Origin of the sequence: Ekhidna sp., from assembly GCF_040223195.1 — a bacterium.
Classification (GTDB): Bacteria; Bacteroidota; Bacteroidia; order Cytophagales; family Cyclobacteriaceae; genus Ekhidna.
In genome coordinates this window covers 124,032-146,899 of sequence record NZ_JAVKDX010000014.1, presented here as the reverse complement: position 1 = coordinate 146,899, position 22,868 = coordinate 124,032, and the positions used below count along the sequence as shown (strand labels likewise).

General features: G+C 46.2%; 23 protein-coding genes. 8 read left to right on the top strand and 15 right to left on the bottom strand.

Annotated features, from left to right (window positions below):
- Positions 1-300: hypothetical protein (locus tag RLN88_RS07250; protein ID WP_350220723.1), on the top strand; the 300-nt coding region annotated here is incomplete at its 5' end.
- On the opposite strand, the gene RLN88_RS07245 is transcribed toward RLN88_RS07250, so the two are convergent.
- From RLN88_RS07245 to RLN88_RS07225, 5 genes are read right to left on the bottom strand one after another with little or no spacing between them, the layout of a single operon-like run.
- The gene (locus RLN88_RS07245) at positions 297-1,841 is read right to left on the bottom strand and encodes a capsule assembly Wzi family protein (protein ID WP_350220722.1); all 1,545 of its coding nucleotides are present in this window, start codon (positions 1,839-1,841) and stop codon (positions 297-299) included. The two genes, RLN88_RS07250 and RLN88_RS07245, sit on opposite strands and share 4 nt — an antisense overlap.
- Positions 1,838-2,800 carry a glycosyltransferase family 2 protein gene (locus RLN88_RS07240; RefSeq protein ID WP_350220721.1) on the bottom strand — a complete coding sequence of 321 codons (963 nt, stop codon included), beginning with the start codon at positions 2,798-2,800 and terminating at the stop codon, positions 1,838-1,840. Before RLN88_RS07240 ends, RLN88_RS07245 begins: the two co-directional genes overlap by 4 nt.
- Positions 2,797-4,428, bottom strand: a complete 1,632-nt coding sequence (locus RLN88_RS07235) for a cyclic peptide export ABC transporter (protein WP_350220720.1) — start codon at positions 4,426-4,428, stop codon at positions 2,797-2,799. Before RLN88_RS07235 ends, RLN88_RS07240 begins: the two co-directional genes overlap by 4 nt.
- The gene (locus RLN88_RS07230) at positions 4,425-5,135 is read right to left on the bottom strand and encodes a glycosyltransferase family protein (protein WP_350220719.1); all 711 of its coding nucleotides are present in this window, start codon (positions 5,133-5,135) and stop codon (positions 4,425-4,427) included. Before RLN88_RS07230 ends, RLN88_RS07235 begins: the two co-directional genes overlap by 4 nt.
- 2 nt (positions 5,136-5,137) lie before the next feature.
- The gene (locus RLN88_RS07225; RefSeq protein WP_350220718.1) at positions 5,138-6,142 is read right to left on the bottom strand and encodes a glycosyl transferase family 90; all 1,005 of its coding nucleotides are present in this window, start codon (positions 6,140-6,142) and stop codon (positions 5,138-5,140) included.
- Positions 6,143-6,292: 150 nt separating this feature from the next.
- On the opposite strand from RLN88_RS07225, the gene RLN88_RS07220 reads away from it, so the two are divergent.
- The 4 genes from RLN88_RS07220 to RLN88_RS07205 all read left to right on the top strand — a co-directional run bounded on the left by RLN88_RS07220 (position 6,293) and on the right by RLN88_RS07205 (position 10,877).
- A complete protein-coding gene (locus RLN88_RS07220; RefSeq protein WP_350220717.1) occupies positions 6,293-7,162 on the top strand; it encodes a hypothetical protein in 870 nt (289 codons plus the stop codon).
- A gap of 131 nt (positions 7,163-7,293) precedes the next feature.
- On the top strand, positions 7,294-8,340 hold the full coding sequence (locus tag RLN88_RS07215) for an NAD-dependent epimerase (protein WP_350220716.1): 1,047 nt from the start codon (positions 7,294-7,296) through the stop codon (positions 8,338-8,340).
- A complete protein-coding gene (locus RLN88_RS07210) occupies positions 8,325-9,506 on the top strand; it encodes a glycosyltransferase (protein WP_350220715.1) in 1,182 nt (393 codons plus the stop codon). The genes RLN88_RS07215 and RLN88_RS07210 overlap by 16 nt, the downstream gene beginning before the upstream one ends.
- A 162-nt stretch (positions 9,507-9,668) precedes the next feature.
- Entirely contained in the window at positions 9,669-10,877 is a 1,209-nt protein-coding gene (locus tag RLN88_RS07205) for a glycosyltransferase family 4 protein (RefSeq protein ID WP_350220714.1), read from the top strand.
- A gap of 295 nt (positions 10,878-11,172) precedes the next feature.
- Here the strand turns inward: RLN88_RS07205 and RLN88_RS07200 are convergent, their stop codons facing one another.
- The 6 genes from RLN88_RS07200 to RLN88_RS07175 all read right to left on the bottom strand — a co-directional run bounded on the left by RLN88_RS07200 (position 11,173) and on the right by RLN88_RS07175 (position 14,803).
- Entirely contained in the window at positions 11,173-11,808 is a 636-nt protein-coding gene (locus tag RLN88_RS07200) for a DUF4145 domain-containing protein (RefSeq protein WP_350220713.1), read from the bottom strand.
- Positions 11,809-12,064: 256 nt separating this feature from the next.
- A complete protein-coding gene (locus tag RLN88_RS07195) occupies positions 12,065-12,355 on the bottom strand; it encodes a helix-turn-helix transcriptional regulator (protein ID WP_350220712.1) in 291 nt (96 codons plus the stop codon).
- On the bottom strand, positions 12,345-12,701 hold the full coding sequence (locus RLN88_RS07190) for a type II toxin-antitoxin system RelE/ParE family toxin (protein WP_350220711.1): 357 nt from the start codon (positions 12,699-12,701) through the stop codon (positions 12,345-12,347). Before RLN88_RS07190 ends, RLN88_RS07195 begins: the two co-directional genes overlap by 11 nt.
- Before the next feature lie 125 nt (positions 12,702-12,826).
- Positions 12,827-13,363, bottom strand: a complete 537-nt coding sequence (locus tag RLN88_RS07185; protein ID WP_350220710.1) for a hypothetical protein — start codon at positions 13,361-13,363, stop codon at positions 12,827-12,829.
- A gap of 142 nt (positions 13,364-13,505) precedes the next feature.
- On the bottom strand, positions 13,506-14,027 hold the full coding sequence (locus tag RLN88_RS07180; protein ID WP_350220709.1) for an acyl-CoA thioesterase: 522 nt from the start codon (positions 14,025-14,027) through the stop codon (positions 13,506-13,508).
- Between the two features lie 101 nt (positions 14,028-14,128).
- Positions 14,129-14,803 carry a protein-L-isoaspartate(D-aspartate) O-methyltransferase gene (locus RLN88_RS07175; protein WP_350220726.1) on the bottom strand — a complete coding sequence of 225 codons (675 nt, stop codon included), beginning with the start codon at positions 14,801-14,803 and terminating at the stop codon, positions 14,129-14,131.
- 23 nt (positions 14,804-14,826) lie between these two features.
- On the opposite strand from RLN88_RS07175, the gene RLN88_RS07170 reads away from it, so the two are divergent.
- Positions 14,827-15,408, top strand: a complete 582-nt coding sequence (locus RLN88_RS07170) for a riboflavin synthase (protein WP_350220708.1) — start codon at positions 14,827-14,829, stop codon at positions 15,406-15,408.
- A complete protein-coding gene (locus tag RLN88_RS07165) occupies positions 15,408-16,112 on the top strand; it encodes a LytR/AlgR family response regulator transcription factor (RefSeq protein WP_350220707.1) in 705 nt (234 codons plus the stop codon). Before RLN88_RS07170 ends, RLN88_RS07165 begins: the two co-directional genes overlap by 1 nt.
- Before the next feature lie 4 nt (positions 16,113-16,116).
- On the opposite strand, the gene hemF is transcribed toward RLN88_RS07165, so the two are convergent.
- Positions 16,117-17,019 (bottom strand): oxygen-dependent coproporphyrinogen oxidase, encoded by a 903-nt coding sequence (gene hemF / locus RLN88_RS07160; RefSeq protein WP_350220706.1) that lies wholly within the window; start codon positions 17,017-17,019, stop codon positions 16,117-16,119.
- Positions 17,019-19,538 carry a translocation and assembly module lipoprotein TamL gene (tamL, locus tag RLN88_RS07155; protein WP_350220705.1) on the bottom strand — a complete coding sequence of 840 codons (2,520 nt, stop codon included), beginning with the start codon at positions 19,536-19,538 and terminating at the stop codon, positions 17,019-17,021. Before tamL ends, hemF begins: the two co-directional genes overlap by 1 nt.
- Positions 19,539-19,543: 5 nt before the next feature.
- On the opposite strand from tamL, the gene RLN88_RS07150 reads away from it, so the two are divergent.
- Positions 19,544-20,278 (top strand): TrmH family RNA methyltransferase, encoded by a 735-nt coding sequence (locus RLN88_RS07150; RefSeq protein WP_350220704.1) that lies wholly within the window; start codon positions 19,544-19,546, stop codon positions 20,276-20,278.
- On the opposite strand, the gene pgi is transcribed toward RLN88_RS07150, so the two are convergent.
- Both pgi and RLN88_RS07140 read right to left on the bottom strand, forming a co-directional pair.
- Positions 20,257-21,846: a glucose-6-phosphate isomerase gene (pgi, locus tag RLN88_RS07145; RefSeq protein WP_350220703.1), complete on the bottom strand. Its 1,590-nt coding sequence runs from the start codon at positions 21,844-21,846 to the stop codon at positions 20,257-20,259. The genes RLN88_RS07150 and pgi overlap by 22 nt on opposite strands.
- 12 nt (positions 21,847-21,858) lie before the next feature.
- Entirely contained in the window at positions 21,859-22,866 is a 1,008-nt protein-coding gene (locus RLN88_RS07140) for a calcium/sodium antiporter (protein ID WP_350220702.1), read from the bottom strand.
- Between the last annotated feature and the right edge of the window lie 2 nt (positions 22,867-22,868).

Below are 22,868 nucleotides of genomic sequence, written 5' to 3'. Positions count from 1 at the left end.
TGGCCGGAAGTAGACCTCTTTTCCCGTGCTTTTTCCCGTGCATGGATGGGTGGCTCAGTAGGCATCTTTGCGCTCATGGGTGGGCTGTCCTACTTCAGCAGCAGGAAGTGGTTTATCTACGGCCTGGTGTTCGTGTTTGAGCTCTTCAATTATTTCATCCTGGGAAACAACATTTATATCTCCTTCATCCATATCACCTCCGCATCGTTCGGCTGGATCATGTGTTTCATTTGGGATTGGTATAGAAACTCAAGGTTTTCCATGAAGGACAAGCACCAGCTGGAAAGTGCCAGGGGCTAGTTTCCAAAAGCCCGGGTGATACTCAGGCTAAGCGAAAGGTTGGTCTTGTCGTTTTCTTTGATGAAGTATTGATTTTGGCGAAAGTGAAGGCCAGCACCGAACCCCACCAGATAGCTGCCCCAAAACTGTGAGTAGGCAGATTCCAGCGTCCACTCGTGATCGTGATTCAGCTCATCCTGGATTTCTTCAAAGAAGTAGTCATCATCAAACCGGATACGCTGAATGCGAAACATCAGCCGGCCTTTCGGGGAAAAGTACTGAGCGTCTACCACATCCGACACAGACCCTGTGCCAATCCCACCGCCAATGATTTGCCCGTCAATGGTATAGCCGCTCTTCACAATCCCGTGAGAGTACCAGGAATTGTATGGCCGATAAATGGAGTTTTTGGCTTTGTCCAGCGAGGTATGCTCATAGGTCAGCTTGAGGATGCTGGAGGGCGTCAGGTCGATGTATTTGGAAATGCCGAGGGTGTAAGCCCGTGCGTGCTCTGGTGCGGTACCCCAGATCTTTCCGCCAAAATCATTTTTGCCGTACTCTGCATAGGCCTCAAAGCCAACCTCCGGAAAAAGCCACCGCATGGTGATTGATCCCATCTGATCAAACTCGTCATTGATGCGGGGGTCTCCGTCTGTGTCGTCAAACTTGTTGATGAAGACGAGCAAATCAATCGGGGAGAAGTCTGTAGATTTTTCATAAAAGGCACGGTTGAACCCGATGGTGAGCTCAGGCAGAAAGCCGGGACTGTACCCCACAGAGAGGGCCGACCAGTATCGGTAGTTCCATTCATCGCTTCCGTCAAAGTAGTCGGACTTCTTCAGCATGCCGTAGTAGACCTTTCCCTCAATCCACCCAATCCTGGTTTTTATAGGTTTGTATGTGCCAATATCAATATGGGGAATCCCGGAGGCATTGTTGCTCAGGATCAGCGGATTGAATTGAGCCGGACCAAAGACGATGTTTTGGGTGGATACCCCGATGGTGGCCTTTTTGAAAACAGCTCGTACTTCCGATTGGCCGGGGTTGAATGCGGCAAAAGAAGCATCACCATATCGCTGCACATAGTCGATACGTTTGTTTCGGAATTGGTAATTGTAGGGATTGTTTTCATCGCGCGGTTCCGCCAACTCAAAATCTGCATTTTGAGAGAAATAAACGATGGGAGCGAGGGTAAATTCCAGCTTTCCAATCTTTCCCTGCACACCTCCCTGGATAGAAGTGGTGTAGCCTTTTCCCCTCCAGAGTGCCCCGTCATTGTAGCTCCGGGCATAGGAGCTGTTGTAGTGATGGGCCCATCTCACGGGCACCAGTCGGGCATGAGCAGAGGTGTTGTTTCCCCAAGCATCCCACCCCAGCGAATCAACGCCATAAGGTATTAGGATAGACGGAAAAATATTGAGGCGTCTTTCCTGATCCGGATTTTTGATCTCAAGGATCCGGTAGTAATCGAGGTACTCACTTTCGGGGTACAATACCTGCGAGATGGATGGCCGTGCCAGGAGTGACACTATCGCAAAGACCATCCATCTGAAGGGTTTCATCGGCCTGCTTTGAGTAGTGTTTTTACGTCCAGCTTCCGTTTGTAGGATATCAGCGAAAGCTCGGTATCCTCAATGGAATCGAGTTTGATTTTTTCAGGCTTGCTGAGAAATGTCAGCGATTTGGTGAAATGATTGCTGAGAATCTCCCGCTTTTCCCGCTCCGAAAACAGATCATCTTTTGAAAATCGCCGCACGTCATGAAGCAGGCTTTTCAGCACCCGCTTTTCGAAAAACAGCTTGTCCCTTTTCCATACCTGCCGCTCCCGCATATATTCCTGAATGATGCTGAACACCACCGAATGATCCGCAAAGATCCGGTCGTAATTTGCCGTGAGGGCACCCGAGCGGGTGACCACATAGTGATACAATGGCTTTTTCACCTGGACGATGGAATCCACATGATAGAGGAGGCGCGGCATGGTGGCCAGATCCTCCAGCGAGTGCTGCTCAGGGAAGTAGATGTCGTTTCCGGTGAAAAGCTTTCTACGGAAGAGTTTGTTCCAAAACAGCACATTGGTAGCATTCAGCACATCTTTCTGTTTTCTGAATTTCTTCAATTTACGAACGTTGCTTTTGGCTCCTTTGTGTTCCATGAAGTAGCACTGACTGATGTCTGCTTTGCTTTTTTTGATTGCCTGATGGAGTTTCTCAAACATATCAGTCTCCACCCAGTCGTCACTGTCTACAAACCCAATGTATTTTGCGGTAGCATGCTTAATTCCTGTATTGCGGGCCCCACCCAATCCCAGGTTTTGATCATGCTTGATGTATTTGATCCGTGAATCCTTCTCTGCATAGGCCAAGCAGATTTTCTCATCCTCAGGATCGGGAGAGGCGTCATTCACCACGATGATCTCAATTTTATTCAGAGTCTGATCAATCAGGGAATCGAGGCATCTGGCGACATAGTCAGATACATTGTAGACAGGCACAACTACAGAGACTTTAGGCTTGTTCATGCGTTTATCAGGTTAGGTTCGGAAACTCTCATCCCCTCTTGCAATTCGATGATTGCATCTGCCACCTCAAAGTATTTTTCATCGTGTGAGATCACGATGACGGTTTTCCCTCTTTCCTTTAGGAAGGGGAGGATTTCGTAATAGAAAATGCTTTTGAAGTGGGGATCCTGGTTGGCGGCCCATTCGTCAAAAACATAGATTTCCTTATTGTCAAGCATGTTGGCGATCAGCGCCAGGCGGGAGCGCTGACCATAGGACAATTTCGTGGAGCTGAACTTCTGATCTTCCACTTCCACCTTGCTTTCAAGCTCCAGCATCGAAATGTAATTTTCGGCATGATCTTCCAGGTAGGATGCCTCGATATGCGATAGGTGCTCAAAGACATGCGAATCTGCATAATAGGCCGAAAACTGATTTCGGTAGCTGATCAGGTTGTCCTCGTGAATGGGCTCCCCATTAAAGTATACCGTGCCCAATGTAGGCATGTACAGACCGGTAAGAATTTTGGAAAAGGTGGTCTTGCCGCTTCCATTCCCGCCGATAATGAAGGTGATTTTATTTCGCTCAAATGAGATATCGAGTGGGCCAAAGATGATAGGGTTCTCGTGCTTGGAAGTCTTGTATTGAAAATGGAGGTCTTCAAAGCGGAGGATGGCCTGGTCTTTTTTCTTTTGTGTTTCCACCTCCTGAGAAGAATCCAGTTTTTGTCGCTCCACATCAATACCCAGCTGGTGTATTTGCTCCAGCGAAACCATGGCACTGCTGCGCAGGCGAAAGAAGCTTGCGATCTTGACCGTAAATGGAATCAAAAACAGGATGGTGGGCAGGATTACCTTGAATTGATTGAAATCGATGGGCAGTACCGTCACACCCAAAAACATCAGGAGGCCTGAGAAGATAAACACCAGCAGGTCCGAGAGACGGTCGGTAGATTCCAGGAGTACCTTGCGCTTTACCTCGGAGTTGTTCCAATTGTGGAGATTGCCGGATATCACCTTGGAAATGTACTCGTTTCTTCTGGCCTGATTTAGGGATAGTTCTTTCAGACCCAAGACAAGGCTGCCCAGATCCCGATAGAGAAAGTTGTTGTATTTGGTAGATCTCCTGGTCAGCTTCCGAACCAAAGGCAGAGTGCCGGCGATCATTACTATCTGCATCACAAAGGCCAGCATGAAGAAGGAGGTAAGCTGCCAATCGGTCATAAACAGGAGAAAAATGGTCATTGCTACCGTCGTGATTGACACCAGGAATTGGGGAAACCGATTGATGAACTCGGAAAGCATGGTGATGTCACGGGTGAGTACCGGCACGATTCGCTCGGAGTTGGACTCAATGTATTCGTAGTTGGCTTTCAGGATTTTTTCCGAAAGGTTTTGGGTGAGGTTTCGGATCACAATCGCAGTGATGCGTGCCATGAAATAGCCTGAGGCAATACCCAGCAGGGTAGCAAGCAAACTAAACCCGATGATTTGGAAGATAAACCCCCCGTTTATATTGTCTGCTGAATCCAGCCCACTCTTGATCATGGAAATGACCAGAGATGTGCACACTCCCGATAAAATACCGGTAACCGCTCCAATGGTGAAAAGCCCAAGTCTGTTCCTGATAAGTGGATAAATTTTTTTCATTGGCTCGCAAGTTCTTTTTTCGCCTCTTCCCCCCGGAAAATGTTGTCATATTCTTCTTTGATCGCAGCGGCAATTTCCTCTTTAGTCATGGCAGAAAGATGCTTGCAAAATTGAGTATTTCGCTTGCTCACGATTTTGGAAGGCAGGTACCCGATCAGTTTATCCATTTCCGGGTCTGTCATCAGCCCCCTCAGCAAAATGTTCTGTGTTCTGGGGTGTATATCGGCGAGATGGCTCAGCCGGCCCTGCCCCAGATCCAGCCATGCATCAATGAAAGCATGAACCTCCTGGCAGTTTTTCATGATGTTGAACCCTGCATTGGGCAAAGTCCACCGTCTGAGTTCCAAGCTCAGCTTAATGTTGTGTGAAAAGTATATACCCATCCGCTCCGATCCGTCTTTTTGAAAGAGGATTCTTTTATCACCCGTCATGTATTTTTCGATGAGTGACTCAAGCTTTAAATCCAGACTGTCTTTGTAAAGAAACGTGTCCGCATCCACCATCACCACATATTCAGCCTCCGTCTCCTCAAAGTGATTCTGGATCATTTTGATTCTGCTCCAGGTAAACGCCATATCAGGTATCAGCTTCTCTCCATAGTGGCAAAAGCGGTATCCATGGATATCACAATACTTTTTCCAAATCGGGATGGAGTATTTGGTATATGCGTCTATATGCTCGGTAGAAAGCATCAGGATATCTATCATGGCTAATTGTGGTTGTAGGTTAATCGTTTGGCATACTCATCCAGTAGCATTTTCTGAATGGGCAGATCGTGGTTTTGATCCAGAAACTGGCTCATGTACTTCTTTCCATTCTCCGCGATTTCCCGGCAGGCGTCATCATTAGCAACAGCCCAGTCCAGAACCTCCTCCAGATTCGACAGGTCGTCGTTCAACTGCAGGTAATGCACTCCCGGTTCCAGCCGGGCTTCCATGATCCACGACTGCCAGTAAGGTTTGGTCATGATGGGAACGGAGTTGGAAGAAAGTATCCATCTCAGGTTGCTGGCCACATCGTTTCCCTCCAGGCTAATGATGAATTTATACCGAAGCTGCTCTTTTATCGTGACTTTGCCTTTCTTTAAATGATTGAGGTGGGGCTTTTGCTTGGTGCTGGCGAACCCCACATCATACTTACCAAAGTATTTCTCTACAAACACCACCCGCTGTTCTTGTCCAGTAGTAGCTCCCCGCCAGATCACATCGTTTTTCTTTTTTTTCCAGGGGATGTCAACGCTAGCGGCCTCACTACAGGGCGAGGTGAGGCGGAGTGAGCGGAAATTGAATATTACGCTTGTGTTATCGTCAGATTTTCTCGATTTCCTGATGCAGGGTATCCCTCCTGTATCACCCGCCTCTCCATAAAACAGCGGGTATTTCGTGTTGGCATGGGACTTTCCAGCCTGATCAAAAGCCTGAAAGAAATTCATCAGGGAGTGAAGGTCTTTGTATGATTTGTAGAAGGGCAATGTGCGGATATTTCTGATGCGCGGCAGATGCACGATGTGCTTGCAATACCAGTGCGTAAAGGTGTATTCATAGTCTTGATACGCTACCAGTCGCATTTCTTTCCGGTTCCAGTGAGTCTTGCTTTTTACCTCTTCGTACTGTGCCAAATCAATTTCGAATAACTCCTGCCGATTCAGGTAAAAAGCGATTCTCTCCTCAGGTGAAATCCAAAAAGCCCGATCGTGCTGACTATCCCAACTCATCGGCAACAAAGCTAGGATACACCTATGCTGTGCATATTAAGTAGGTGTTATGAGTTTGTTTAATTATGAACTTAGGAAAGCACGGTTGTTAACACGGCTTTAGCTTTGAAAATGTGAAAATGAATGTCATAGCAGATCGCCTGATTGACAATGAGCAGATACATAAACGAAATTTCCAGACTTTTTCAGATCAGAAATTCCCGACCTGAAAAATGGATCAAAAGGCTGGATGGAAAGCCCACTTCCGAAGCAGTGATTTCCATGTCTGTGCTTCCGTCCCGCTTCAAAGGACTGGTACCTACCATCAACTCGCTAACCGATCAAACGGTGCTTCCCGAGAAGATCATGATCGACCTTCCACGATATTTCAAACGGGACCAGACAGAGTATGAAATACCCGGGTATATCCATGATCACCCGCTCGTCGAGATCAACTGGATTGACGAAGACATGGGGCCGGCTACCAAGCTCCTGCCTACCGTAGATTTCTACGAGCATAACCCGGATCGGCTGATCATCGTTGTGGATGACGATCAGATTTATGCCCGGGGGATGGTGGAAAACTATCTGGTGTATGAAAAGAAGCTGCCGGATGCCGCTTTGACCCTGTCTGGCTGGACTGTGCCCGACACCTTTGATCATGGGGACAAAGCTCAGAAATATGGCGGGATCGTTCGCTTTTACCGTAAGGATACCTCCGTGAATGAGCCGGTAAGGGTGGATTGTCTGCAAGGGGCGGCAAGCTTTGCCGTGAAGCCAAAGTTTTTCAACGGTCAAATATTCGACTTTGCCAATGCGCCGAAAGAAGCCTTCTATGTGGATGATATCTGGGTGAGTGGAAACCTGGCCCGCACCAAGACTCCCGTGTATGTGATCCCCGCACCCTTTCGCTTTGGTAGGTTTGTATCTATCCGCCAGTCGTCTCAGTTTGGCCTGTCCAGCAGTGCCAATGCGGACAATACGAACAATAATACATTATATAAATATTTCGAAAATCAGTGGTGGTCCATGAATTCTTGATGTTGAATTAACGCAAAAAGGCTGCTTGTTTCCTCACTTTTACATTTCTGTTACCATCCATTTTCCCTATTGCATAAGCCCGGATAAACCTGTGAATTGCAGAAGAATTGAATAGCATTTTGGCTAGTGAGATGAAAAAAAGGGTATTGGTTACAGGGTGCGCAGGCTTCATCGGCTTTCACACAGTAAAAGCACTGATGAATGCCGGAGAGTACCAGGTGGTGGGTATTGACAATATCAATGACTACTACCCAATGACCTTGAAATTTGAGCGGCTGAAAGAACTGGGCATCCACCCGGAGTTTATCCGATACAACCGGGATACGGACAGTGACCGACACCCCAACTTCCAGTTTGTGCGGATTGATATCACCGATGAGAAGTCCATCACCACCCTTTTTGCACAGCACAAATTTGAATACGTCATACATCTGGCAGCCCAGGCAGGTGTGAGATACAGCATCGACAATCCCAATGCCTACATCCAATCGAATGTGGTGGGGTTCAACAACATCCTGGAGGCCTGCAGGTTCTTTCCCGTGGAGCATCTTGTATATGCCAGCAGTTCCAGCGTTTATGGGCTCAATACTGAGCAGCCTTTTTCGGTAAATCATAAAACAGATGAGCCGGTCAGTCTGTATGCCAGCACCAAAAAGAGCAACGAACTGATGGCACATACCTACAGTCACCTGTTCAACATCCCGACGACCGGTCTGCGGTTTTTCACGGTCTACGGCCCCTGGGGGCGGCCAGATATGGCACCCATGCTTTTTGCCAAAGCCATCACCAACGGTGAGTCCATCAAAGTATTCAACAACGGAAACATGGAGCGTGACTTCACCTATGTGGCCGATATTGTGGAAGGTGTGCTCCAGGTAATGAAATCTATCCCAGGCCCGAATGCGAAGGGGGTGAAGTACCGCATCTTCAACATTGGTAATAGCCGCCCTGTCCAATTAATGGACTTCATAAACATCCTGGGCGAGGAGCTGGGTATGGAGGTGAAAAAGGAATTTTTACCGTTGCAGGAAGGGGACGTGGTGAGCACGTTTGCGGATATATCCGAGCTGAAAAGGGAAATTGGCTACCAGCCCAATGTGTCTATTCAGGAGGGAGTGAAGGAGTTTGTTCACTGGTATAAAAGCTTCTACCAACTGGAAGCATGCTCAGCATATTAGACTGCAATAATTTCTGGAGTCCATCCGGTGGGGGAGTCAGGCGATACCACCTGGAGAAAATGGAGTATTTCAAAACCAGGCCGGATATTCACTATGTATTTGTCATGCACGATGAGGAGACGTATACCGAGCAAATCGGAGAGTCAGCGTTTATCGAGCACATTAAGGTGCCCAAAGTGCTTGGCAATTGGGAATATCGGTACGTGACCAGGCGAAAACAGCTGGAGCCGGTGATCCTGAAGCATCGTCCTGAGGTGATTGAAGTGGGCTCGCCATACATCCTGCCCCGCATCGTTCACTCCATTGTGCGGCGCAATAATCTTCATTCAAAAGTCTTTGGCTTTTGGCATGCCGATTTTCCAGTCACTTATGTAAGAAGGTTTCTGGAGGGTGCGCCAACAGGATTGGCTAGCCTGGCAGAAAGGCTCGCATGGAACTATGCCCGCAAGCACTACAACCGGATGGACGGGACGCTGGTGGCCAGCCAGGTGATCCTGGACAGGATGCAGGCTCATGGCTTGCAGAATCTTCATTTTACGCCACTTGGGGTGAATAGTGACCTGTTTCATCCCGAAAAAAGAAACGAGGCATTAGTAAAAGACCTGAAGGCCGGTGAGCCGGACCGATTGATTCTTTTTTTTCCCCACCGCTTTTCAAAAGAGAAGGGACTACAGGTGCTACTTAAAGCTTATGAGATGCTGACAGAACTGCTCCCTGTGCCTCCGGCACTTGTGATAGCGGGAACAGGACCGTATGAAAACCTGGTAGTGGAAGCCACGCAGAAGTTTGAGCATGTCAGGTTTGAAGGGTTTATCCAGCGGAAGGAGGAAATGGCAGAGTACTATGCCAGCTCGGATATGGGTTTTGCGCTGAGCCGATGGGAGACGTTTGGCCTCTCTCTGGTAGAGGCCCTCAGTGCCGGTCTGCCGTTGATTGCCGCCGGGGAAGGAGCCGCACGTGAGCACATCGAAAAGTCGGGGACAGGGATGATACTCGAAAACATTTCTCCATTGAAGTTGGCAGAGGCCATTGTTCATTTGGCGAAATCGGACCGGAAGGACCTTTCAACTAAGGCCAGGTCCTATGCAACCAACCTCTCATGGAAGAGCTGCTTTGACAGCCAGGTAGAGATTTATCGATGCTCCCACAATCCGACATTATCTTAAGATTAAAGCCTTCCGGGGATATGTTAAAAAATATCAGTCGCTTCGTCCCGTTCGTAATATTGAGGTCAACCTGGCATAAAAAAAGTCTCATAGTTTCATAATTCGATTTCCTTCCGTTCCCATCCGATTCGATCGACCTTTACTTTCAGATTTACAAGTGCGATGAGACGGAAGATTGCCCTTTTTGCGGATGTATTGGAAGAAAACTTTGACGGGGTGAGTGTAACGTTGCACAAAATCCTGAAGAATGCACCCACTGACAGGTTTGAGTTTTTGATCGTCACACCGCACCCTCCACTGGAACCACACAGGTTACCGCATTCCATTCACACCTGCAAATTCATCAGGCTGCCATTTCAGAAAGGGTACCGCCTGGGGATACCCGGTAAGGAGGTACAGCAGGTACTCGACGAATTCCGGCCGGATTTGATTCATTTCACTTCACCTTCACTGCTTGGAAAGTTTGCGATCAAATACGGCAAAAAGAATCACATTCCTGTAATCAACATCTACCACACCCACTTTCCGGCCTATCTGAAGTATTACATTGGCAGGTTTGGGGATTTTCTGGTGGGTAGGATGATCAAGCAGTCGGTGATGTGGTATTATCGTGCAGCAGACCTGACACTGGTACCCACCAAGCCGATCAAAAAGGACCTAATGAAATTAGGTGTGCCGAAAAAGAAAATGAAGGTTTGGGGACGGGCCATTGAGACTGGAAGCTACCATCCGGACTTTCGGGATGAGAAACTTTTTGATCTGGTAGTGCCGAAAGAAAACAAGAAAGTGCTGTTTGTAAGCAGGCTGATCAAGGAAAAGGATATGCCGGCGGTGGTGAAGATTTATAACAAGCTACGCAAAGCTGACAAAAGCATTACCATGGTGGTGACCGGGGAAGGACCCAAGCGGGAGTGGCTGGAAGATCGGATGCGAAAAGCCATTTTCACCGGGAAGAAGACGGGCGAAGACCTGGCGCGGATTTACGCATCCAGCGATGTGTTTGTGTTTCCCTCATCTTCGGAGACTTTTGGCAATGTGGTAATTGAGGCGATGGCCTCCGGCTTGCCGGTGATCTCTGCCGATGCGGGAGGCCCTTCGGAGATCATAAGAAACAAGAAAAATGGCTTTCTGGTGAAAACCGGGAAGACGAAGGAGTTTGTCAGGTGTATTTTGCAACTCCTGAATGATCGGAAGCTCCATGCCGAAATGAGCGAAGCAGCGCGCAACTCCATCGAGTCCCGCACCATCGAAAGCCTGCACGAAAAACTTTGGGAGATTTACGAAAAAATCATCCATGACTACCACAGCGTGACTGTGATCACATCCCGCCACCCGGTGGTCTTGCGGGTCACCTCAAGCCAGGGGGTGTAGGGGGAGGGTGATTCCCAGACATGACACATGCCTTTCAAGCCAGATTGAAGTTTACCACCTGGATTTGTGGTGTAACCCCCTGGAGGGGATTAAGGGGGTGAGGTAAAGCTCAGATATGGTGCTGTAAAATTTATTACTGTAGAGAATTAATCGTAGAGGACTCTGGGTTTAATTTTCTCAGCGTCTGTCTCGCTTTTTCCTTCCCTAGGGTGACTTTGAGGGGGTAGGAACTTGTGGCGGACTTCCAATCCCGAAAATATCCTGCCGATGAAACCCCATTCATTCATAGCATTTGTTACACACCGTTTTGTCCGTCTCTTTTCTTGATAGATTCAAGTTGGCTCTGAGGTAATGTGTTGTAAAGTTTTTCAACTTCTTTGGGTTGAGTAATCATGACCTCAGCTATAAGGTTGACCAAGGTGAACAGAGTAATTGCTATTTCTCTATTATCCTTTAGGTCAATCTGTCCTGGATGAACCGAGTTATTTCCAATGACTCGTACATAATCAAGTGACTGTTGGATTTTAACAGGAAGTCCTTTGGATACAAGTGACTTAATATCAGCGTTAATATTTGATCCCTTCTCGCCCAGTTCAACACCAAGTTTTTGTATTGCCAGCCTTAAAAGTGCAGCACTCCCACGTGGAGATTTGTTCAAAATATCCCGAGCTTCGAAATAGTCTTGTTTTATATCTTCAGGAAGATCAGGGTTAGGTAGTGCTACACCTCCAATACTTGGTTCAATCATATTTTCATTGAACCAGATTGATTTTTCGTTACAATGATCGCAAAAGGAAAATCGAATATCCTTCACGGCTACAAATCCATTCCCTTGTATATATCCTGTCTTCCAAATCTGTCTTGAGAAAACACCACAGTTGGGACAGTGAAAACTACTTCCGTTAAATGATGGGCTTATATATTTTTCCATGGTAGTAATATGGTGTGTAACGCCAAGCTAGCAGGAGTGCGCCCCGAGCTTGGCAAGTTCCGATAAAACTAACGAATCTGCCGGTGCTTCCAAAGTTTGTAGAATGCACTGCATTCAGAAAGATAAATATTCCTGCGAGATGAGCCAAATAGAAAGCACCTACCTTTCCAGGCGGCTGATTCATGGTGATGCTGCACGGAAGTCTGTAAATTGGCAGTTGGCGTATTCGTGCTAACGATTGCTAAAGCGCTGTTAATTATACGTCTATGCTGATGGTTACTTTTCCCCCAAGTCCTTTTTCAACTATGTCGTAAAGGGTTTTGAGAGTAAGGTTACTTCCGTCATTTTCCACTCTTGAGATGTAGGTTCGTTTCTTGTCCACCAGTTCACCAAGTTGCTGTTGGGTTAAGCTCTTTTGTTCACGAGCCTGGCGCAGAAGCAATCCAATTTTCAAGCCCTCAACCTCACGTTCAAGTTGGTCACGTCTAGGAGTTCCTTTCTTTCCATAGACATCATCTTTTATGGTTTTCCAAGATTTAGTTTCCATGTTCGTTCTCTTTGTATTGATAGTATTCTTTCATTAATCGTTCAGCTCTTTCAATTTCCTTCTTTGGTGTTTTCTGGGTTTTCTTTTGAAATCCGTTCAACAGAATTACCAGTTGATTTCCGTCAAAAAAGCAGAACACTCTCCAAATGTTCGATCCCAGTTGAATCCTTGCTTCATATAGTCCGTCAGTTCCGGTCAAATGCTTCAAATAGTTGCTGGGAACTCGTTCGAGAGTCTCAATTGCTTCAATAATCTTGAAAATTTTGTCCTGAACCTTTGCTGTTTGATCGTTCAGAAATTCTTCAAAATAATGTTTATAAGCAATTACCTCTCGGATTTTGTTCATACGACAAAGGTAACTTAAAAGTTACTTTTCAGCAAGTTCGTTCGGGGGTTATACCACGGAAAAGATAATGTGCAGTAACATTAATGTAACGCGCACTGTGCGCATATCCACCTTTCAAATATACCTCACACCACAAACTTCTGCAGCGCTCCCCAGAGCTTCGCTTTCTCGTTTTTGTCGCTGGCAAGGAGGGAGAGGGGCTTGGAGCATAGGAACTCACTACCCTTGTATGGGATGGGTGTGTAGAAGGCCTTTGCCTCGAGCACAAATACCAGCGCTTTCTTAAACTTCACCGCCTGATCAAATCCATGGCTGAAGATATTGTACTGATCGTCTGGAATCTTGCAGGCAGCAATGATCTTATGAAGCAGCTCAATCTCGGCCTCATTCGTGCTGTCATGGAATACCGCAAATGGAAGCTCTTCGGGTTCTGCCACTTCATGGATCGGGATGTGAGGAGACTCCTGGTGATGTTCTTCTTCAGCTGGTTCGGGTTTTGTCTCTTCTTTTGGTGGAGCAATGGCCTCTGGTTCAGGTTCTGCAACTGTAGTAACTTCCTGTACTTCCTCTACCTCATGGTTTACCTTTTCCACAGGAGTTTTGTCTTGTGGTAGCAAGTAGATTTCTTCATGTATAAGTAAGTGCAGGTGCTCTTGTTCCATTACAGAGTAAAATTAGGTATGTCATTATTGAGCGAAGCGAAATATCTCGCTCAGTTTCGATCCTGAATCTTAAATTTAAAGATTCCTCAAATGCGCCTGCCTAGCGCAGGCAGGTTCGGAATGACACTAAAAAATGAAAGACTTAATCTTCCATATCAAATATAGACTTTAGTTCTTTTGCCTCACTCGGTTTCATCCGTTTTGCCAGCACCAATCGTAGCTGCCTGCGTCGGAGTGCTCCATCATACAGCTCCCTTTCAAAGTCTGTCTCCGGCTCTACTTCAGGTATGCTGATCGGACGCCCGGTCTGATCCACCGCTACGAAGGTGAAGAATGCACTATTGGTTTTCACCTTCTTGTTGGCCGGGATGTTTTCTGCGATCACCTCAATGTACACTTCCATGGAAGTACTGAAAGCACGGGTTACAAAGGCCTTTAGCGTCACGGTGTTGCCGATCTCAATCGGGTGGGAGAAGGAGATGTTATCTACGGAGGCGGTCACCACAATCCGGTTGGAGTGCCTCTGTCCGGCAATGGCTGCAGCAATATCCATCCAGTGCATCAGTCGTCCTCCCATTAGGTTGTTCAATCCGTTGGTATCGTTTGGCAGGACCAACTCTGTCATGGTCACAAACGAGTCTTTACATTTTTTTGGTGCTTTCATATTTTTTGGTTGCTATTAAAGGGAGTGAATTAGTCCATTTAGGTATTCCAGAAAGAGAATTTTTAGATTCTTTTCTTATTAGTCGTAACAGTTTTTCTCAATTATTTGATCCCGCCATTGGCAGGCCAGCCCTTCTCTCCACGCAAAGGTACGAAGCTGAAATGGTCAAATTGCTTCTTTTTTATTTTGTTTTCGTCAATTTTTTGTACCAAAACCATAGATTGTATGTCATCGTTCCCAACGGGGATCACTAATCTTCCCCCCACCTTCAATTGCTGGATCAGTTCGTCAGGTACGGTAGGAGCACCAGCTGTCACAATGATGCCATCATACGGAGCAAATCGATGCATGCCTTTCGAGCCATCGCCCTGATACATGTGCGGCTGATACCCAATCCTGGGAAGGAAGCGAATGGCTTTTTGATACAATTTTTTCTGATACTCGATGGTATAGACGTTTGCGCCAAGCTCCAGGAGGACGCACGCCTGATAACCTGATCCGGTTCCGATCTCAAGGATTTTGTCTCCAGGCTTCACCTCCAGAAGCTGGGTCTGGAAGGCTACCGTATAAGGTTGGCTGATGGTTTGGCCCGCCTCGATGGGAAACGCTTTGTCCTCGTAGGCATGGGTGTCAAAAATTTTATCGAAGAAATAATGCCTTGGAATCTTGTGAATGGCATCTAGTACAGCTTTACTAGTGATTCCCTTTCCGGCGATCTCCTGAACCAACTGCTTGCGTAAACCTTTATGCTTGTAGGTATCTTCCAATTCACTTATTTTGAAGCCTAAATTTAATCAGCGTGTTTACAGGAATTGTTGAAACGGTAGGGAAAGTAGTAGAAATTAATCATCAGGGCACCAACGTGGATTTCGTGATTACATCGGATATTTCTGATGAGTTGAAAATTGACCAGAGCGTGTCTCACAATGGCGTGTGCCTCACGGTGACGAAAGTAGAGGCGGGGAAGCATTGGGTGACGGCCATTGACGAGACGATGAAAAAATCGAACCTGGGACAGTTTGAGGTAGGGGCTCAGGTAAATCTGGAGCGATGCATGAAGGCGGATGGAAGATTTGATGGGCATATCGTACAGGGGCATGTGGATACAACAGCGAAAGTGATTTCAATTGAGGATCAAAATGGGAGCTGGGTATTCACCTTTGAGCTGAAAGAGGAGGGGCTGGTGGTAGAGAAAGGCAGCATTTGTATTAACGGTACTAGCCTCACTTGCTTCAACGTTGATAAAAAATCCTTTTCTGTAGCAATAATTCCATATACTTTTGAACATACCAACTTCAATCAGCTGTCTGTTGGTAATCTTGTTAATATTGAATTTGATATTATCGGAAAGTATATTCACCTAATCGTAAATAAAAACTAATGGCACTCAATTGCATGGTGGTAGATGACGACAAGATGTCGCGTCTGGTTATTAAGAAGTTTATTGACAAAACCGACTCACTGATCTTAAGTCACGATCTGGACAACACGAAGGAAGCATCGGACATTCTCCTGGGAGAGAGTGCCAATGATGTGGATGTGGTGTTTCTGGACATTGAGATGCCTGGCATGAGCGGTCTGGAGCTGGTAAAATCCCTACAGCATGCGTACAATGTGATTTTGGTGACTTCTAAAAAGGAGTATGCAATTGAGGCATTTGAAGATTCGGTGGCAGATTATCTGGTGAAGCCGGTGGAGTATGAGCGCTTTATGAAGGCGGTAAACAAGGTGAAGGATAGGCTGGAGAAAGAGAAGCTACTGGCAGAGCAGGAGGATCATATTTATGTGAAGAGCGATGGCAGGCTTTTCCGGTTGAGCTATGACAACATCCTGTTTGTGGAGGCCCTGGCCGATTATGTAATCTTCAATACGGCATCTGGAAAGAAGCACATTGTGCATCACACCATGAAAGGAATCGAGAAGCGCTTACCTGAGAGTATCTTCAGCCGGGTGCATCGTAGCTACATCATCAATCGAAACAAGATCGATAAGATTGAGGACCTTCAAGTATTTATCGGAGAAAAGACCTTCTCAATTGGGGCCTCTTACAAAGAGTCACTGATGGATAGGTTTAACCTACTATAAGAATTCAGGCATTGACCCAATCAATGCCTTTTTTTAACAATTCCAGTGTTTCTTTCTGGAGATCAGTTTCTGGCTGATGCTCGTATTCCCACTTGGCTTCCGGTGGCAGACTCATCAGGATGGACTCTGTTCTACCGTTTGTGTCCAGCCCAAACTTGGTGCCTTTGTCGTGCACTAGGTTAAACTCCACATATCGACCTCTTCTGATTTTTTGCCACACTTTGTCAGCATCCGTCCAGTCCCTGTCCCGGAGCTGCTTCACAGCGTCTGAATAGGCAGGGATAAAAGTTTCACCCACATCCTGAACGAATTTCCATTGGTCGTCTTTGGGGCGGCCTTCATTGTCAGTAAGTCTGTCAAAGAAAATCCCACCGACTCCTCGTGTCTCTTCCCGATGTTTCACGAAGAAGTAATCATCCGCCCAGTTTTTGAATTTGGGATAGAAGTCCGGTGAATGCTTATCACAGGTGGTCTTGAGATGTTGGTGAAAGTTTTTGGCTTTCTCTTTAATTACAAAGTGAGGGGTAAGATCTATGCCACCACCAAACCACCAGATTCCATTACTCATTTCAAAGTAGCGGACATTCATGTGGATGATTGGTACCCAGGGATTCTCCGGATGCAGGACGATGGAAACCCCGGTGGCGAAAAATTCTGCTTCGGGCAGCTTGAGTGCGTGCAGGATTTTGGTGGGTGTGGGGCCGGAAACCGCTGAAAAATTAACCCCGCCTTTTTCAATCAGGTTTCCGTTTTTGATGACCCTCGATCGTCCACCGCCCCCTTCTGGTCTCATCCATTGATCTTCGTGAAAGATTGCTTTACCATCAAGCTGCTCAAGCGAACGGCAGATCGTATCTTGCAGCCCTGTAAACCAATCTGCTATATGTTCCTTTGTAATTCCTTCCATTAGAATGGGTATCCGATACCGATATTTATTTCTGAGTTTCTTCCAAAATTGGAGAAGATTTGGTTGCCGACGTACCTCTTTCCCCGAGGTTGTGCAGGGTCAAACACCTTCATTCCCAGATCTACCCGAAAGATCAAAAACTGCAAATCGAAGCGAAGGCCTACTCCTGCACCTACGGCCATTTCCTTCATGAATTCATTGAACCGAAAAATTCCATCATCTCCTTCAGCGTCCTGTCCCACCAATGATTTTCTTACCTGCCAGATATTCCCGGCATCCACAAATAAAGCCCCCTCCAGAAAGCCCACCAGGTCTTGCCTTAACTCAATGCTCGATTCGATTATTAGCTCTCCGCGCTGCTCGTTATCGTAATCAATGAATTCGGTTGGATTATCGTTCTCATCCGTTTCGAACACCCCGAAAGCTCCCGGTCCCAGGCGTCTGGGTTTCCAGGCACGGATGCTACTGCTTCCTCCGGCAAAGAAATATTTCTCATAAGGCATGGCCTGGTTGGAGCCATAGGGATAGGCCAGACCCACATTTAATCTGGCTGCTAAATTCGTTTTTCTAGCGAGTCGCTCAATTTTCCGAATGTCTATTTGAGACTTTGCATACCTGAAGCTTTCGAGATTATCCCCAAAAAGTGAATTGCCAAGCACATTATCCACATTGCCCCCCAGCTCGGCATTGAACCTTACAAAACCGCCATCTCCTCCATTCACATAATCTCCCAGACTCAAATCCAGCTGAAAGGCGGTGCTACTAACGATTGCAGATTGGAAAGCCAGGGCGTAAGGATTGTTTTCGCGTGTCAGGCTGTCCAGAAAGTTCTGGAATTCAGAGCTGGTGGTTGCATCTGTCAGACTCAACTGAAGAGGAGTGAGGGTATACCTTACTTGATCCCTCACCTGCCAGCTATACGCCCACGTGCCTCGATAGGTCAATCGCTTATATTCATTTACCCTATCTTCAAATGAGAACCCCAATGAAAGCCTTGTCTTTGGGTTGAAGCTACCGATCTTGTTTTTGTAATACGATCCTAGCGGAAACAAAAACTGTGGAAATGTGATGGCGGCCTCTGCTCCAAACTGTCTTGATGTGTAGTTTCCGTCAAAATTTGATTGCTCACGGACGGACCTCAGATCTTCCAGCTTGGCGTTTGCATCCAAACTCAGTATTTCGAGGGTGCGGAACGTATTTCTGTTTTTCAGGTTGATGTTTACAAATGGGCCGGGCTTCCCCTGGGTTCTGGAAAGACCAAATTCACTGGATGTCTGATACTTGGCAAAAGGTGAGGTAAAAATGTTGGCAACAAAATAGTTCCCTGTGGTATCGTAGTTGATGTTAATGAACTTGAAATTGTCCAGATAGGAAAGCTGGCGCTGGGTCTCGATGGTAAGATCCCTGCTATACGGATCATCTTGCTCCAGGGGCACTCGCCATTCAAGCACTTTTTTTGAATACCTGTTTTTGCCAAAACTGAACGTGATGTCCCGGTACTTTTCCTGCGTCCTTTCAATATGTTCGCTCACACTCGCATCTGTCACAAAAACCACCGAATCGAGGTAGAAGATTTTATGCTCACTTTTTCCAGAAGGATTGTTGATCACTTCTCGCACGATCAGGGTATCAGGGCCCATCTGTATGGAATCGAGCTGAAAGCCAATGTATTGCTTCGAAAATTCATAATATCCATTATTCACCGCCAGATCATAGATAAAATCCCGCTCCTCGGTGAGCATCTCCTGATCATAGTATCCCTTTTTCATGGGAGAGTCCTTGATGTTCTCAAAGATGAGTGCCTGTAATACTGTATCCGCTATATCGTATTGAATGGAATCGATCACGTATCGGGTGTTAAGCTCTACGTGATATTCCAGATTGATGTATCGATCTTTTTTGCCGGCCCATCCGCTCACCCAGTCCCTTACATTTCTGCCAAACTTTCCCATGGCATGAAGGCTGTCGTAATTGGCGGTATCCAAAGCTATCTCAGCATCAAAATAGCCCCTTGAGTTTAAGTAAAGCTGTATTTGCTCTGCCGTCAATTTCGAACTGTTGTGATTGTAGATTGCGAGTGGCTCTCCCCATCGCATTAGCTGATTTCCCTGCTTTACTTTCCTGTTTCGCTTGTCGTATTTTTTGGCTTTCTTATTTCTCAGCTTCTGCCTCTTTTTATCTGATTTTGCTTCCGCAATTCTCCTGTCAAACTTGGCTGCAAGTGAGTCTCGCTGAGCCATAGCTTTTTGCTGATCATATCCTTTAAAAATCCCACCATTTTTGCCTAATTGATATAAATGTGCTAGATGGGTGAAAGGATAGTAGCCGAAAAGAATGCGGCTATTGGGCTGCTGCTGGTAAAGACCTTTTGCATCATCTTGAAGCGAGCCCGAAAGACCATTGATCTTTTGCTTGGCCAGCAACTGTTCATCATCTTTTAGAAACTTGGAGCCAAGGCAAGAAGTCAGGAATATGCCTGCGAATAGTGATATTTGGCTTAGCTTAAAAAAACGCTTCAAATCAGATGCTCTCTAGGAAGGAACAGAAATTTATAAAATCACTCAAAGTTAAGAAGTACCGCACTCGTGAGAAATGCTTTTTGGTTGAAGGGACAAAAAATGTGCTAGAGTTGCTCAGATCTGATTTTGACGTGGATATGGTTATAGGAACGGAGCATTTTTTTGCACAAAATCTATGTAAGGGGCCTCATCGGAATGAGATTGTGAAGGCGGATGTCTTAGGCCAGTTGAGTACATTCAAAACCAATGAAGATGTGATTGCCATTGCAAAAATGAGGGAGAGAAGTGCAGATGAGATCCGCTACGATGACCACCTGTTTGTGCTGGATGGGGTAGGAGATCCGGGCAATGTGGGCACGATCATTCGCACACTGGATTGGTTTGGGTTTGATCAGCTGATTCGCTCCCCTGATTGCGCAGAGTTTTATCACCCTAAGGTCATCAACAGCACGATGGGGTCATTTACCAGGGTGAAGGTTTGCACAGTTGATCTCGAGGAGTTTTTTCAGACCAATGAATTGCCGGTCTTTATTGCAGATATGGATGGGGCACCCCTGAGCGAAATAAATTACACTGCGCCTTCCATCATAGTGATGGGTAGTGAGTCTCATGGGATAGGCGGGATAGCTAAGAAGTATGCCAGGCAAAGTATTTCGATCCCCCAGTTCGGGGGCGCAGAATCACTAAACGTGGGTATTGCCACAGGAATTATAGCCGCTCACCTGCGCATGTCCAGGTAGTGCTTCATGAGGGAGCGTGTGGAGGCATCATGATCACCGACCTTGCCCTCTTTCACTTCTTTCAGGATAGGTTTCGAAAGCTGTTTTCCCAGCTCAACGCCCCACTGATCAAAACTGAAAATGTTCCAAATGTGGCCCTGAACGAATACCCTGTGCTCATAATACGCTATCAACATTCCAAGATTGTGGGGAGTGAGTTCCTTGATCAAAATACTTGTAGATGGGCGATCGCCCTCAAAAACCTTGGAGTTGATCAAGATGTTGTCTGCTCCTCCGTCCACTTCTTCCAATACCTGAGCTTTTGGTTTGCCGGTAAGCAGAGCTTCTGACTGGGCGAAGAAATTAGATAGTAGCTTTTCATGGTGATCTGCATGATCGTGCGCCGGGTTCACCACTGCAATAAATTCGCACGGAATCACTTTCGTGCCTTGATGGATGAGTTGATAAAAGGCATGTTGCCCATTTGTTCCTGGCTCACCCCAGATGATTGGGCCGGTTTGATAATTGACCTTATTGCCGGACCGGTCAATATACTTGCCATTGCTCTCCATGTCTACCTGCTGAAGGTAGGATGGGAGATAGCTCAGCCTGTGATCATATGGCAGGATAGCCATGGAATCATAGTTTCTAAAATTGTTGTACCAGATGCCATGAAGTGCCGATATCACAGGTAGATTCTCATGAAAATCAGTGGTGCGAAAATGCTCATCCATTGCATGGGCACCCTTCAGCAACTCCTTAAACTTTTCAAAACCTACTGTACATGCAATGCTCAGCCCAATTGCTGACCACAGAGAAAACCTTCCACCTACCCAGTCCCAAAATTCGAACATGTTTTCGCTGGATATCCCAAAATCATTCACTGCTTTTTCATTGGTGCTCACAGCCACAAAGTGCTTGCTGATGGATCGGCTGTCGCCACCATTATTCAAAAACCATTGCCTGGCAGAAATGGCATTGGTTATGGTTTCCTGTGTAGTAAATGTCTTGGATGCAATGATAAAAAGTGTAGTTTCCGGATTGAGTTCGGATAGCACCTCCACCAATTGAGCGGCATCTACATTGGAAATGAAATGGGGCTTTATTTGCATCCAGTAAGGACGCAGGGCATGCGTCACCATTTTTGGGCCCAGGTCAGACCCACCGATTCCAATATTGACCAGATCAGTGATTTTTTTGCCTGAAAAGCCCGTAAATTCACCATTGTGAAGTTTTTCTGTAAAGGCTTTTATTTTGTTCAGTTCTTTCCCTACTTCCTCTTTTTCATTATTTCTCAGGCTTACGTGCAGGACTGCCCGATCTTCGGTTTCATTGATGTGACCACCCCGAAACATTGAATCTATTCCCTCCTGAAGGTGGCAGTCATTGGCCAGATCCACGAGCGCACGAAATACCTCTTGAGATACCTCATTTTTAGAAAAGTCGAAGTGAAAATCGCCGAGTGAGTGGGTGAAGTGATTGAGTCTGTCGGGATCTTGTAATAGCTGTCGGATGCTTTCTTTTTTTGCAGAAAGTTTATTCAGCCGAGCCCATGACTTGGTGGTCGTTGGGTCAATTTTTGGTAGCATGATTGAAATGTTTTAAAAGAAACCCGGTAGGATATTCTCTCTCACAAACAGGTAATAAGAATAAGCCACAAAACCTATCAGGTAAACGACACCTTCCGCCCTGTCAAGTTTAAACTTATTCAATGTAAACATAAAGATGAACAGCATAAACGTTCCAATCATTACAATGTAAAGGTCGGTATTGAGTGTGGGGTTGAACACCACAGGTGCGTGAACAAGTGATGTAGCACCCAGTACAAGTAGCAAATTGAAAATATTTGAGCCTACTACATTTCCGACAGCTATATCTGATTTTTTATTAAAAGCTGCAACGGCAGAGGTAGCTAATTCTGGCAGTGAAGTACCAGCCGCCAGGATGGTCAAGCCGATCATTTTATCACTTACATTAAAGAATTTAGCAATGGTAACTGCATTTTCCACAACCAGATTTCCCCCAAAAACCAAGCCCACGATACCCAGCACAATCATCACTGTAGTTTTCAGACTGCCATGGAGCTCAATATCGTCAACCTCAGCTTCAGGATTCCTGCTCAGGTTCATGAAAATGTAGACCAGGAACAGAAGGAACATAACCAGCAGAATAATCCCGTCTTTAATGTCGAGCATATTGATCTCCCCATCAAAAAACAGTGCATCGTTTACCAGAATGAAGAAGATAAATGTGGCCAGCAGGGAGTATGGTACTTCTTTCCATAGGGCATTTCTTTCCACTGTAAGCGGATAGATCACGGCAGAAACTCCGAGAATAAGAAAAATATTGAAAATGTTGGATCCGATGATGTTGCCAAAAACAACCTCGTTGGCCCCACTGTCGGGATCCTGAACAGAACCCGAGATAATGTTAACAACCAACTCAGGTGCAGATGTGCCCATCGCCACTACGGTAAGGCCAATGGCTATGTCTGATACATTGAAACGCTTGGCTAAAGATGAAGCTCCATTCACGAGATAGTCCGCCCCCTTTATCAGGAGGACAAACCCCACTATCACAAGCAAAAAATTTAGTAATACGCTGCTCAATT